The organism is Streptomyces sp. NPDC058326 (assembly GCF_042879855.1).
Taxonomy (GTDB): domain Bacteria; phylum Actinomycetota; class Actinomycetes; order Streptomycetales; family Streptomycetaceae; genus Streptomyces.
The window spans coordinates 79047-92300 of the sequence record NZ_JBHVZO010000022.1; the positions used below are offsets into that span (position 1 = coordinate 79047).

Annotated in this window: 13 protein-coding genes; 6 read left to right on the plus strand and 7 right to left on the minus strand. The window is 72.6% G+C overall.

Annotation, left to right across the window (positions count from 1 at the left end):
* Position 1: 1 nt before the first annotated feature.
* Positions 2–1090 (plus strand): phosphotransferase family protein, encoded by a 1089-nt coding sequence (locus ACFVYX_RS30895; protein ID WP_389684775.1) that lies wholly within the window; start codon positions 2–4, stop codon positions 1088–1090.
* 35 nt (positions 1091–1125) lie between these two features.
* Here ACFVYX_RS30895 and ACFVYX_RS30900 read toward each other — a convergent pair whose 3' ends face one another.
* Entirely contained in the window at positions 1126–1494 is a 369-nt protein-coding gene (locus ACFVYX_RS30900) for a hypothetical protein (protein WP_389684776.1), read from the minus strand.
* A gap of 224 nt (positions 1495–1718) precedes the next feature.
* Here ACFVYX_RS30900 and ACFVYX_RS30905 point away from each other — a divergent pair, with 224 nt between their 5' ends.
* The 4 genes from ACFVYX_RS30905 to fxsA all read left to right on the plus strand — a co-directional run bounded on the left by ACFVYX_RS30905 (position 1719) and on the right by fxsA (position 5815).
* Complete coding sequence (locus tag ACFVYX_RS30905) at positions 1719–2159, plus strand: Lrp/AsnC family transcriptional regulator (protein WP_073818744.1); 441 nt, start codon at positions 1719–1721, stop codon at positions 2157–2159.
* Positions 2160–2284: 125 nt separating this feature from the next.
* Positions 2285–3928, plus strand: a complete 1644-nt coding sequence (locus tag ACFVYX_RS30910; RefSeq protein WP_389684777.1) for an amidohydrolase — start codon at positions 2285–2287, stop codon at positions 3926–3928.
* 431 nt (positions 3929–4359) lie between these two features.
* Positions 4360–5136, plus strand: a complete 777-nt coding sequence (locus ACFVYX_RS30915) for a polyprenol monophosphomannose synthase (protein ID WP_389684778.1) — start codon at positions 4360–4362, stop codon at positions 5134–5136.
* 85 nt (positions 5137–5221) lie between these two features.
* Positions 5222–5815 carry an FxsA family membrane protein gene (fxsA, locus tag ACFVYX_RS30920; protein ID WP_389684779.1) on the plus strand — a complete coding sequence of 198 codons (594 nt, stop codon included), beginning with the start codon at positions 5222–5224 and terminating at the stop codon, positions 5813–5815.
* 143 nt (positions 5816–5958) lie between these two features.
* Here the strand turns inward: fxsA and ACFVYX_RS30925 are convergent, their stop codons facing one another.
* The 4 genes from ACFVYX_RS30925 to ACFVYX_RS30940 all read right to left on the minus strand — a co-directional run bounded on the left by ACFVYX_RS30925 (position 5959) and on the right by ACFVYX_RS30940 (position 9459).
* Positions 5959–6333, minus strand: coding sequence for an RNA polymerase-binding protein RbpA (locus ACFVYX_RS30925; RefSeq protein WP_015032218.1), 375 nt, complete (start codon positions 6331–6333; stop codon positions 5959–5961).
* A gap of 255 nt (positions 6334–6588) precedes the next feature.
* A complete protein-coding gene (locus ACFVYX_RS30930) occupies positions 6589–7959 on the minus strand; it encodes an MFS transporter (RefSeq protein ID WP_389684780.1) in 1371 nt (456 codons plus the stop codon).
* A gap of 70 nt (positions 7960–8029) precedes the next feature.
* Positions 8030–8794, minus strand: coding sequence for a glycerophosphodiester phosphodiesterase (locus ACFVYX_RS30935; protein WP_389684781.1), 765 nt, complete (start codon positions 8792–8794; stop codon positions 8030–8032).
* On the minus strand, positions 8791–9459 hold the full coding sequence (locus tag ACFVYX_RS30940) for a YitT family protein (RefSeq protein ID WP_389684782.1): 669 nt from the start codon (positions 9457–9459) through the stop codon (positions 8791–8793). The genes ACFVYX_RS30935 and ACFVYX_RS30940 overlap by 4 nt, the downstream gene beginning before the upstream one ends.
* A gap of 102 nt (positions 9460–9561) precedes the next feature.
* On the opposite strand from ACFVYX_RS30940, the gene ACFVYX_RS30945 reads away from it, so the two are divergent.
* Positions 9562–11061 carry a PLP-dependent aminotransferase family protein gene (locus ACFVYX_RS30945; RefSeq protein ID WP_389684783.1) on the plus strand — a complete coding sequence of 500 codons (1500 nt, stop codon included), beginning with the start codon at positions 9562–9564 and terminating at the stop codon, positions 11059–11061.
* Between the two features lie 68 nt (positions 11062–11129).
* Here ACFVYX_RS30945 and ACFVYX_RS30950 read toward each other — a convergent pair whose 3' ends face one another.
* A complete protein-coding gene (locus tag ACFVYX_RS30950; protein WP_389684784.1) occupies positions 11130–12872 on the minus strand; it encodes a hypothetical protein in 1743 nt (580 codons plus the stop codon).
* A gap of 37 nt (positions 12873–12909) precedes the next feature.
* Entirely contained in the window at positions 12910–13104 is a 195-nt protein-coding gene (locus tag ACFVYX_RS30955) for a hypothetical protein (protein WP_015032212.1), read from the minus strand.
* Positions 13105–13254 lie beyond the last annotated feature (150 nt).

Here is a 13254-nt window from a genome sequence, read left to right on the forward strand (position 1 = left end):
CTTGGCCACGCCCCGACCCCGCACCACCACCCGGGACCCCGAGGAACTCGGCCGCCGGCTCACCGCCTGGCTGGACCGGCACCTGCCCGGGGCCCGCGTCACCGGACTCGCCGTCCCCGGCTCCAACGGCATGTCCAGCGAGACCCTGCTCTTCGACCTCGACCACCCGGACGCCCCCGTCCGCGGCTGCGCCCTCCGGCTGGCCGCCGACCCCGCCGCGTACTCCGTCTTCCCCGTCTACGACATGGCGCGCCAGCACCGGGTCATGCGCCTGGTCGGCGAGCACACCGACGTCCCCGTACCGCGCGTGCTCTGGCTGGAGGAGGACCCGGATCCGCTCGGCGCGCCCTTCTTCGTGATGGCCCGCGCCGAGGGCCGTGTCCCGCCGGACGTCATGCCCTACACGTACGAGGGGAACTGGCTGCACGCCGCCACCGACGCCGAACGCGCCCTGCTCGAATCCGAGACCGTCTCCGTACTGGCCCGGCTGCACGACCAGTTCCCGGTGAAGGAGGCCGAGTTCCTCCTGCCGGACGGCGCCGGAAGTCCGCTGCGCCGCCACGTCGACGCCCAACGCGCCTACTACTCCTGGGTGGTGGAGGGACTCGCCCCCTCACCGCTCATCGAGTCGGCCTTCGACCGGCTGGAGGCGCACTGGCCCGCCGAGGAGGGACCGGCCGTCCTCGGCTGGGGCGACGCGCGGATCGGGAACATCGTCTACGACGGGTTCACCCCCGTCGCCGTCCTCGACTGGGAGATGGCGGCCTGCGTCCCGCGCGAGGTGGACCTCGGCTGGACGGTCTACCTCCACCGCTTCTTCCAGGACCTGACCGTGGGCTTCGGCCAGGCGGGGCTGCCCGGCCTCCTGCGGCGCGACGCCGTCGAACGGCGGTACGCGGAACTGACCGGGCACACTCCGCGCGACATGGACTTCCACACCCTGTACGCGGCGCTGCGGCACGCGATCGTCATGCTCAGGATCGCGTACCGGCAGGTCCACTTCGGCGAGGTCGACGTACCCGCGGACCCCGACTCCCTGATCCTGCACCACGCCGCCCTGGCGGCGATGGTGCGGGGAAGCTACTGGTGAGCGCGTGTCAGGGCCGGCGCCGGCCCTGACGTTCTTCAGGCCGCGCGCCGCATCTGCGGCACCCGCATCGGACGGGAGCCGGGACCGCCGACGTGCGAGAAGGGCTGCGTGCGCCAGTCGAGACCCTGGGGGAGCGTCAGGAGCAGCGCGGTGTCCTGCTCCTGGACCTCCAGGCTGTCGTCGGCCGGACGGGCCTCGGTCGCCGACAGGCCCGTACCCGGGCAGACCGTCAGGACGAACGGGTTCCACGGCGTGGGGCACAGCGCGTGCTCCGGCAGCGCGTCCTCGTCCGCGAGCAGCGCGATGGGCTGCACGCACTCCGGGCAGATGACCCGGAACATCTCAAAGGTGTCGTACGCGTCGAGCTCGTCGGACGTGTCGACCGAATCAACAGGCTCCTGCATGGAGAATCTCCCCCTCGGGTGGGTCGGCCGGTCTGTACGGCCTCGACCACAGCAAGCACTTCCCATGCGGCCGTCCGCATAACCGTGTGGCAGTACCCGAGGGCGGACGCAAACCTGTGGCGTTCGTCACATGCCCGTCGCAGGTGCCCCGTGGCCGCCCATACCGCCTGATAGCGGTGCTCCCCGGCGGTGCCCCTTTCCCCCGGTGGCAATAGGGTCACCGCATGGAGGAGCTGGATCGTCAGATCGTGGAGTTGCTCGTCAAGGACGGGCGCATGAGCTACACCGACCTGGGCAAGGCCACCGGCCTGTCCACGTCGGCGGTGCATCAGCGCGTCCGCCGTCTGGAGCAGCGCGGAGTCATCCGCGGCTACGCCGCCGTCGTCGACCCGGAGGCCGTGGGCCTGCCGCTGACCGCCTTCATCTCGGTCAAACCCTTCGACCCGAGCTCACCCGACGACACCCCGGACCGCCTCGCGGACATCCCGGAGATCGAGGCCTGCCACAGCGTCGCGGGTGACGAGAACTACATCCTCAAGGTCCGCGTCGCCACCCCGCTGGAGCTGGAACACCTGCTCAGCCGCATCCGCTCCCAGGCCGGCGTCTCCAGCCGCACGACGGTAGTCCTCTCCACCCCGTACGAGGCACGGCCGCCGCGCATCTGACGTGCCCCCGTGGTGTCCGGCGGATCGCGGCCGGGGCCGCTCAGGCCTGTCTCTTGGATCATGCCGGGCCGCCCCCGGGGGACCTGCCGGACAAACCGGGTCCCGGCAGGTCCTAGCCTGGTCGCATGAGTGAGTCCATGCCTCCTGCGTCTCCCGCCGAACACCGCACCGTGCTGATGCGCGGTGGAGAAGTCCACAGCCCCGCCGACCCCTTCGCCACCGCCATGGTCGTGGAGCGCGGGCACGTCGCCTGGGTGGGCTCGGAGGGCGCGGCCGACGCCTTCGCCTCCGGTGTGGACGAGGTGGTCGACCTGGAGGGCGCGCTCGTCACCCCGGCGTTCGTCGACGCCCATGTGCACACCACCGCCACCGGCTTCGCCCTCACCGGGCTCGACCTGTCCTCCGCCGCCTCGCTCGCGGAGGCGGCGGAGCTGATCCGCGCCCACGCCGCCGCCCGTCCCGAGGACCGCATCCTCATCGGGCACGGCTGGGACGCCTCCCGCTGGCCCGAGCGCCGGCCGCTCAGCCGCGCCGAACTCGACGAGCTCACCGGCGGCCGCCCGCTCTACCTCACCCGTATCGACGTCCACTCGGCCGTCGTAACCACCGCGCTCCTCGACCTCGTCCCCGGCGTCCGTGACCTGGACGGCTTCCACGACGGGCAGCGGCCGCTCACCGGCGACGCCCACCACGCCGTGCGTGCCGCCGCCTTCGGCGCCGTCTCCGCGCGCCAGCGCACCGAGGCGCAGCGCGCCGCCCGTGAACGGGCGGCCTCCCTCGGTATCGGCACCCTGCACGAGTGCGGCGGCCCGCAGATCTCCTCCGAGGAGGACTTCACCGGTCTCCTCGACCTCGCCCGCGACGAGGCCGGCCCCCGTGTCGTCGGCTACTGGGCCGACCTGGACGTCGAGCGGGCCCGCGCCCTCGGCGCCCTCGGCGCGGCCGGTGACCTCTTCGCCGACGGCTCCCTCGGCTCCCACACGGCCTGCCTCCACGAGCCGTACGCCGACCACGCGGACGCCGGCCACACGGGCGCCGCCCACCTGGACGCGGCGGCCGTCGCGCTCCACGTCGTGGCCTGCACCGAGGCGGGCCTCCAGGCCGGGTTCCACGCCATCGGGGACGCCGCCGTGACCGCCGTCGTCGAGGGCGTAAGGGCGGCCGCCGAGAAGCTCGGCCTGGCCAGGATCCGGGCCGCCCGGCACCGCGTCGAGCACGTCGAGATGCTCACCCCCGAGACCATCGCCGCCTTTGCCGAGCTCGGCTTGACCGCCTCGGTCCAGCCCGCCTTCGACGCCTTCTGGGGCGGCGAGGAAGGCATGTACGCCGACCGGCTCGGCGCCGAGCGGGCCCGCACGCTCAACCCGTACGCGGCGCTGCTCCGCTCCGGTGTGCCGCTGGTCTTCGGCTCGGACAGCCCGGTCACCCCGCTCGATCCCTGGGGCACCGTCCGGGCCGCCGCCTTCCACCGCACTCCCGAGCACCGGATCTCGGTCCGGGCCGCCTTCACCGCGCACACCAGGGGCGGCTGGCGGGCCGTGGGCCGGGACGACGCGGGGACGCTCGTCCCCGGTGCCCCCGCCGACTACGCGCTCTGGCGCACCGAGGAACTCGTCGTCCAGGCCCCGGACGACCGGGTGGCCCGCTGGTCCACTGACCCCCGGTCCGGGACGCCCGGTCTGCCCGATCTGACCCCTGGCGCCGACCTCCCCGTCTGCCTCCGGACGGTCGTGCACGGCCGGACGGTGTTTGTGCGACCGAACGAGTGATGTAGGGATATGTCCCCCCTGGGGTCCTCGTCCGCACGCTTGTCCCCGACCTGCGGATCTTCCCCTCCGGCCTGGCCTTTTGGTACGTCTCCGCAGGTCAAGCCGGTATTGACAGCCGACCGCAAGGGGCGGGTAGGTTCTCCGCGTCCACCACAGGACGTCCGACCGGGCCACCCCCTCGCAGGTGCCGAACGCCGCCCGCGCCTCGGCCACGAGGGAAGGTTTCTCCGGCGGAAGGTGCGACCCGGGTGGGGCCCGGACGTTCAGTAGACAACGGCTCTCGGTCGACCCGCAGCCAGCGGATCCCAGGTCGGACCGAAGGACGTCGGGCCCCGCACCGCACGCCACCCCTGCCACAGGACCCGCCGCGGCGGAGCACTCCGGGGACCTCGCTATGGTGGGGGCCTGCGTTTGTATCCGAAGGGGCAGTAGTGAACGACGGTGGCCAGAGGCGTTACGGCCCGCTCGGCAAGGCCTTGGTGATCATTCCGACCTACAACGAGGCGGAGAACATCAAGCCGATCGTCGCGCGGGTACGGGAGGCCGTGCCCGAGGCGCACGTGCTCGTCGCCGACGACAACAGCCCTGACGGCACGGGCAAGTTCGCGGACGAGATCGCGTCCGAGGACGACCATGTGCACGTCCTGCACCGCAAGGGCAAGGAGGGGCTCGGCGCCGCCTACCTCGCCGGCTTCCAGTGGGGCATCGAGCACGGGTACGGCGTCCTCGTCGAGATGGACGCCGACGGCTCCCACCAGCCCGAGGAGCTCCCGCGGCTGCTCACCGCCCTCAAGGGCGCGGACCTGGTGCTCGGCTCCCGCTGGGTGCCGGGCGGCCGCATCGTGAACTGGCCGAAGTCCCGCGAGTTCATCTCCCGGGGCGGCAGCCTCTACTCCCGCGTGATGCTGGACGTGCCGATCCGCGACGTCACCGGCGGCTACCGGGCCTTCCGCAAGGAGACCCTGGAGGGCCTGGGGCTCGAGGACGTGGCCTCCGCTGGGTACTGCTTCCAGGTCGACCTGGCCCGCCGGGCGGTCGCCGCGGGCTTCCATGTCGTCGAGGTGCCGATCACCTTCGTGGAGCGCGAGGTCGGCGACTCGAAGATGAGCCGGAACATCGTCGTCGAGGCGCTGTGGCGGGTCACCGGCTGGGGCGTGTCGGCGCGGGCGGAGAAGGTCGCCAAGCTGCTCGGCCGCGGCCCTTCCTGATCCGTCAGGGGACGGATCCCCGTCCCCGGGCGTTCTGATCCCCTCTTTACGACGTTCCGGCGGGGCCCCAGGCACACTGGGGACCATGACGACCGGCGCACCGCCTCCCCTCGCCCCCAAGCGCTCACGCGCGCGTACGTTCCTCCCGCTCGGCGTCGCCGCCTGGCTGGTCCTCGAGATCTGGCTGCTCACGGTGGTGGCAGGCGCGGCGGGCGGCCTGACCGTCTTCGCCCTGCTTGTCGGCGGCGCCGTGCTCGGTGCCGCCGTCATGAAGCGGGCGGGACGGCGTGCTTTCCGGAACCTCACCTCTACCTTCCAGCAGGCCCAGGCGGCCGCTCAGTCGGGGGAGATGCCCCGGACGCCGGAGCGGACCGGCACGGAGGACCGCAACGGCTTCCTGATGCTCGGCGGCCTGTTCCTCATGATCCCCGGCCTGGTCTCGGACGCGGCCGGACTGCTCCTGCTGATCCCCCCGGTCCGCTCATTCCTCGGGCGGTACGCGGACAGGGCCGCCGAGCGCCGGATCAGCGCCGCGCCTCCCGGCAGCCTCCAGGACGCCTTCCAGCAGGCGCGTATCCACCGCCCCGACGGCAAGGTCGTCCAGGGCGAGGTCATCCGCGAGGACGCCGCCGGCGGCCCGCGGAGCGCCGACGAGCGGCGCCCGCCCCTGACCCCCTGACGCGACCGGTCCGCACGCCCCGCCCCGCTTCTCTTGGAGCGGGGCACGAAGACCTCTTCCGGAGCGGCGCACGGGAAACGCCGCGGGGCCCGGTACACAGTTCGTGTACCGGGCCCCGCGGCGTTGTTCGTCCGGTGGGTCCGCTAGGCGGACTTGCGGCTGTCGCGCGGATGCACGGCGATGTTCATGGCGCCGGAACGAAGGACGGCCAGCCTTTCGGCGAGGACCTCCTCCAGCTCCTCGCGGGTGCGCCGCTCCATGAGCATGTCCCAGTGCGTACGCGCAGGCTTGCCCTTCTTCTCCTCAGGTCCGTCCCCGTCCACCAGGAGTGCCTGGATTCCGCAGACCTTGCACTCCCACTCCGGCGGAATCTCCGCCTCAACCGAGAAGGGCATCTCAAAACGATGTCCCTTCTCGCATGCGTACTCCACCGCCTGGCGCGGGGCCAGATCGATGCCGCGGTCGGTCTCGTAGCTCGTCACCACGAGGCGCGTGCCGCGAAGAGCTCGCTCACTCATGAATCGTGCCTCCCGGGCTTGTCGCCCACAGGACAGGTGTCGCTGTCGTCGTTATCCGGTCAACGTCCGGTCGGCGGTAAAGATTCCCGTGCCGGGTCATGCGTCGCCCGTCGTGCCGCCCCTTGTTGTACCCACCAGTGCCCGTTTTGTCACATCTGACGGCAGAAGTAACCCGGCCTTTTCACCAAAGCAGCACGCAGTAACGGTCCGCCTGGCAGGTCAAACGCGTACACTACCGCCCTTTCACTGCCACGTCTAAATACGGTCCGGAACGGCGTTCCCCGCGGCCTCCACCGCGCGCCGCACCGGGACCCGGGCGAGCAGGGCGAAGCCGACCACGAAGAAGATCACCAGGGAGATGATGGCATCCCGGTAGCTTCCGGTCAGCTGATACGCGAGACCGAACACGAGCGGACCCAGCCAGCTGAGCCCACGGTCGCTCATCTCGTAGGCCGAGAAGTACTCCGCCTCCTTGCCGCGCGGCACCAGATGCGAGAACAGCGAGCGCGACAGGGCCTGGCTCCCGCCCAGGACCAGGCCGATCGCGGCCGCCAGACAGTAGAAGAAGACCGGCGCGTCGGCCGGCAGGAGGTAGCCCGCCACCAGGATCAGCGTCCAGACGGCCAGGGAGGCCAGAATCGTCCGCTTGGCGCCGTACGCCCGGGCGAGTCGCCCCATGCCGAGGGCCCCCGCCACCGCGAGCACCTGCACCAGCAGGACCGCCGTGATGAGCGTGGTCTGGTCGAGCCCCAGCTCCTCCGAGCCGAACACGGAGGCCTGCGAGATCACCGTCTGCACGCCGTCGTTGTAGACCAGGTAGGCGAGGAGGAAGGAGAGAGTCAGCGGGTGCCGGCGCATGTCCTTGAGGGTCGCCCGCAGCTGCCGCCACCCACTGCCGACGCCACCCCCGCCCGCCCCGTCGTACCCCTCGGAGCGGATCCGCCGGTCGCGCAGCCGCCGCAACGGTACGACGGTGAAGGCGCCCCACCACACACCGGCCGAGGCCAGACAGATCCGGACCGCCTCGCCCTCGGTGAGACCGAAGGAGTCGTGGCCGGAGTACAGGATCAGGTTCAGGACGAGGACCAGCGCCCCGGACGTGTAGCCGAAGGCCCAGCCGCGCGACGAGACCGCGTCCCGCTCCTCGGGTTCGGCGATCTGGGGCAGATAGGCGTTGTAGAGCGTCATGGAGACCGCGAGCGAGGCGTTCGCCACGATCAGCAGGAACGCGCCCAGCAGATACCGCTCGCCCGCGAGGAAGAACATCCCCGCCGTGGCCGTCGCCCCCAGATACGCCGAGGCGGCGAGCAGCGGCTTCTTCCGGCCCGTACGGTCCGCCACGGCGCCCACCAGTGGCATCACCAGGACCGCGACCACGAGCGAGGCGGACACCGCGTACGCGAAGAGCGAACCGGCCCGCACGGGGATCCCGAGCGGGTGGACGAAGCCCTCCGCGTCGGACGCCGCACGGGCCACGGAGTTCAGGTAGGGCCCGAGGAACACGGTGAGCACGCTCGTCGAGTACACCGAGCACGCGAAGTCGTAGAAGTACCAGCCCCGCTGCTCCCTCCGGCGCTCGGCGGGCCCGGCGGCGTACTCCTCCGGTTCGGTGGTTCCAGCGGTCAAGGCCCCGCCCCCTCGTTCGTCCCCGTGATCCGGACCGGTGACCCGCGCCCGGTGCCCCCGGCACGCGCGCTCAGACCCACACGCCCCGCTCGGTCAGCACCGTGCGCAGCGTCTCCAGCTGATCGGTCATGATGCCATCGACCCCGAGGTCGAGGAGAGAGTTCATCCGGGCCGGATCGTTCACCGTCCACACATGGACCTGGAGCCCGCGCGCGTGCGCCTCCCGGACGAAACGCCGGTCCACCACCTGGACGCCGCCCTGGCGCTCGGGGACCTGCGCCGCCACCGCCCCGGCCCGTACCGCCGCCGGGATGCCGAGCGAGCGCAGCCGCAGCCCGACCACCCCGCGCACCCCGTACGAGGTGGCGAGCCGGGGGCCGGCCAGACGCTGTGCCCGTGCCACCCGGGCCTCGGTGAAGGAGCCCACGCACACCCGGTCCCAGGCCCCCGTCCGGTGGATCAGGTCCACCAGCGGCTCCAGGGCCGACTCGGCCTTGAGGTCCACGTTCCAACGGGCCTCCGGGAACTCCTCCAGGAGGTCGGCGAAGAGCGGCAGCGGTTCGCTGCCCGCCACGCGGGCCTCGCGCACCGCCTCCCACGGCAGGTCCCGGATCCGGCCCGTGGTGTCCGTGACCCGGTCCAGGGTCGCGTCGTGGAAGGCGACGAGCACGCCGTCCGCCGTCGTGTGCACATCGGTCTCGAAGTACCGGTAGCCCGCGGCGGCGGCCCGGCGGAAGGCGGCAGCGGTGTTCTCCAGGCCGTTCGCCGTGCCGCCGCGATGGGCGAACGGGAGGGGCGAGGGATGGTCGAGATAGGGGTGGCGTACGCGAGTCACCGCCGCAGTATGGCCCCTGAGGGTGTCGCCGGGGCGACCGCGGTGCTGCCGGAGTCAGGCTCGGGAACGGCGAACCAGCGAAGGAAGAACTGGGCGAGCGGCCCGATCGCCAGCGCGTACAGCACCGTGCCGACGCCCACCGAGCCGCCGAGCAGGAAACCGGTGGCGACGACCACCACCTCGATCGCCGTCCGCACCAGACGGATGGAGCGGCCGGTGAGGCGGTGCAGACCGGTCATCAGGCCGTCGCGGGGACCGGGCCCGAAGCGCGCCGCGATGTACAGGCCCGTCGCGAGCCCGTTGAGGACGACGCCGAACACGAGCAGCGGCACCTGCCCGACGAGGCCGTGGACGTCCGGCACCAGAGCCAGGGTGCCGTCGATCGCCAGACCGATCACGAACACGTTGGAGACGGTGCCGAGACCGGGCCGCTGGCGGATCGGGATCCACAGCAGCAGCACCACCGCGCCGACGATGATCGACACCACGCCGATGGTCAGCCCGGTCTTCTCCGCGAGGCCCTGGTCGAGGACGCTCCAGGGCGAGAGGCCGAGACCGCTGCGCACGAGCAGCGCCGCGCTGGCCCCGTACAGCGCCAGACCCACGTAGAGCTGGATCAGCCGACGGGTGAGGTGCCGGCCGTCGCGGCCGGAGGCGATGGACAAAGGAATTCCCCCAGGGTGGTGGTAGTGGACTGGCCCATGACACTCTGTGGCGGGGGAACGGATGCCAACCATGGCCAATTCGAGGAAGGTGGACTGATTTCGATGGCCCAGTGGACTTCGGCGGTAGGACCGGCTCAGCTCGCGCGGCAGCTCCGGGCGCAGCAGCCGCGGCCCGGCGGGCCCGGCACCCGCAAGCCGCCCGCCTACCGCGCGCTGGCCGACGGCATCCGCCTGCTCGTCCTGGAGGGCCGGGTTCCGGTCGCCGCCCGGCTGCCCGCCGAGCGGGAACTCGCCCTCGCCCTCACCGTCAGCCGCACGACGGTGGCCGCGGCCTACGAGGCGCTCCGCGCCGAGGGCTTCCTCGAGTCCCGGCGGGGGGCCGGCAGCTGGACCGCCGTACCGGCCGGGAACCCGCTGCCCGCGCGCGGCCTCGAACCGCTGCCCCCGGAGTCCCTCGGCTCGATGATCGACCTCGGCTGCGCGGCCCTGCCCGCGCCCGAACCCTGGCTCACCCGCGGCATCCAGGGCGCGCTGGAGGAACTGCCGCCGTACGCCCACACGCACGGGGACTACCCGGCGGGACTGCCCGCGCTCCGGCAGATGCTCGCCGACCGCTACACCGCGCGGGGCATCCCCACGATGCCCGAGCAGATCATGGTCACCACCGGCGCCATGGGTGCCATCGACGCCATCTGCCACCTCTTCGCGGGACGCGGCGAGCGCATCGCCGTCGAATCCCCCTCGTACGCCAACATCCTCCAGCTGATGCGGGAGGCCGGGGCCCGGCTCGTGCCCGTCGCCATGTCCGAGGGCCTCGGCAGCTGGGACCTGGGCCGCTGGCGCCAGGTGCTGCGGGACGCGGCACCCCGCCTCGCGTACGTCGTGGCCGACTTCCACAACCCGACCGGGGCGCTGGCCGACGAGGACCAGCGCAGGCAGCTCGTGGACGCCGCCCGCTCGGCCGGCACCGTCCTCGTCGTCGACGAGACCATGGCCGAGCTGCACCTCGACGACGACCTGGAGATGCCCCGTCCGGTCTGCGCCTTCGACCCGGCCGGCTCCACCGTTCTGACGGTCGGCTCGGCCAGCAAGGCGTTCTGGGCCGGCATGCGGATCGGCTGGGTCAGGGCGGCTCCCGACGTCATCCGCTCCCTGGTGGCCGCGCGCGCGTACGCGGACCTCGGCACTCCCGTCCTCGAACAGCTCGGCGTGAACTGGCTCATGCACACCGGCGGCTGGGAGGAGGCCGTGGCGCTCCGCCGCGAGCAGGCCCGGGAGAACCGGGACGCGCTCGTCGCCGCCGTCCGCCGGGAGCTCCCCGAGTGGGAGTTCGCGGTGCCACGGGGCGGCCTGACCCTCTGGGTCCGTACCGGCGGCCTCTCCGGCTCCCGGCTCGCCGAGGCGGGCGAGCGGGTCGGGGTCCGCGTCCCCTCCGGTCCGCGTTTCGGCGTCGACGGGGCCTTCGAGGGCTTCGTCCGGCTGCCCTTCACGGTCGGCGGGGCGGTCGCCGACGAGGCCGCCGCGCGGCTGGCCGCCGCCGCCCGCCTGGTCGAGTCGGGCGCGGGCGGGGGGACGGAGCCGCCGCGGTCGTTCGTGGCGTAGGGAGCTTCGTCACGGGGAGAGGCCGGTACGGACCTGGGGTCCGTACCGGCCTCTCCCCGTGCGCGTGCTCAGCCCTCGGCGGGCACCGGGGCGTGCAGGGGGGCCGGGCCCGGGTGCGGTTCGGCGCGGGGCGCGGGAGCCGGGTCGGGGGCCGGAGCGGCGATGGTCTCGGGCACGGGGGCCGGGCTGACGACGGTCTTGGGCTCCGGGGACGGGCCCGCGACGGCCCTGGGTTCGGGGGACGAGCCGACGGCCTTGGACAGGGCGGCCGAGCCGGCGACCGTCCCGACCGTCGTGGCCGTCACCGCGCGGCGCTCCGGGAGAAGGTCGAGGACCGCCTTGCGGTGCGCCTCGCTCGTCGCCTCGTCGTACGGGTCCGGTGTGGCCGGCACCTGGAGACGCAGGACCGGGCCGGTCCCCAGGCGCGCGTAGCCGCGGCCCGCCGGGACCTGGGGCGTGGGGGTGGTGTGCGGCTCCACGCCGAGGACCGCCGCGATCTGTCGCGGCGCGGCGGGGCCGAGCACGATCCGGGCACGCGTGTGCGTGCGTACCGCCTCGCTCAGCGATTCCACGCTGTCGAACTGCTCGGCGACCACCACCGTGACCTGGGCGGCGCGCCCGTGCCGCAGTGGCACCTGGAGCAGCTCCTGCGGGTCGGTGCGGCCGTCGGCGGCGGCCAGGTGGCCGAGGATGCTCGGCCGGTCGAGCAGGATCCACAGCGGCCGCCGGGTGTCCTCGGGCGCCGGGTGGCCGGCCTGCCGGGCCCGGTTGGCGGCGATGAGCCGGCGTTCCGTCTCGTGCGCCGCCCACTCCAGGCCGGCCAGGGAGCCGGACAGCCCGCACTCGACGGCGAGGACGCCGTCGCGGCCGGTGAGGCAGGCGTACTCGCCGGCGCCGCCGCCCTCGACGATCAGTACGTCTCCGTGGGGGAGGGCCTGCAGGGCGATCGAACGGAGCAGGGAGGTGGTGCCGCTGCCCGGCTGGCCCACGACGAGCAGATGCGGCTCGGTGGACCGGGGCCCGGTGCGCCAGACCACGGCCGGCGCGTCCTCCGTACCGTCCGCCACGACCACGGGCACGGTCCGCTGCACGGCGTCCGCGTCGGTGAAGCCGAGGACCGTCTCGCCCGGCACGGTGACGAAGCGCTGAGCGGCGATGGTGGTGGGCAGGGCGGGCAGCACGCTCATGACGAGCCGGTTGCCCTCCTCGTCCCAGTCGAAGCGGTACTCGCGGCCGCGTCCCGACTTGGCGTGCAGCAGATGCTCGATGCGCGCGCGTGCGTCGGGTTCGCCGTCGGTGAAGTACGGGGGGTACGCGATCCGCAGCCGGGTGAGCCGCCCGTCCTCGTCGAAGGCGTACTCCGCGAAGGCGCTGCTCCAGTCGCCTCCGTGGGCGAAGAGCGGGGAGGGGTCGTCGGGCACGGAGAAGTAGGGCACGAGGGCCTCGTACAGGCCCTTGAGCCGGGCGGCCTCCGCGTCGTCGGGCCCGGTCTTCGCGACCGGCCGTTCGCGTCCCTTCCACGCGGCCGCGCCCATGAGCGTGACCAGTGCGAAGAGCGGCCCGTACGGCGCGAGGGCGATGACCAGGACGCAGGCCGCGACCAGGAACAGCGTGGGACCACGCCGCTCCTTGGGGGTCGCGGCCCACTTGGCGCGCGCGGTGGCGGCCAGCTTCCGCAGACCACGGGAGACCGTGATCAGGGGATGGAGCACGTCGGTGGCGCTGTCGGCGGCCGTACGCGCGATCTCTCGACTGCGAGCGATCTGTACGCTGCCGCTGCTCAGAATGCGGGGGAGTGGTCGCCGGGCCACGAAGTACTCCTGAGGTGGTGGAAGGGACTGAAGGGCGTCAGAACTTGATCCCGCCCAGGAGGCCGGCGAGGCTCTGCCCGCCCGCCGTGATGCTCGGGGCGATGGCGGTGCCCGCGAGGTAGAAGCCGAACAGCGCGCTGACGAGGGCGTGCGAGGCCTTCATCCCGTCCTTCTTGAAGAACAGGAAGCAGATGATGCCGAGCAGGACGACGCCTGAGATGGACAGGATCATTGGTTGTTCTCCTGGTTGAGGGGACAGTCACCATGAGTCCTTCCAAGTTCACAGCAAGTATCTATGTGACTAAAGGTTCATTCGGGTGAAAAACGGGCGATTTCACTTGACCGGCGGATGTCGAACGCACTGTCGGGTGGCGAAATGCCC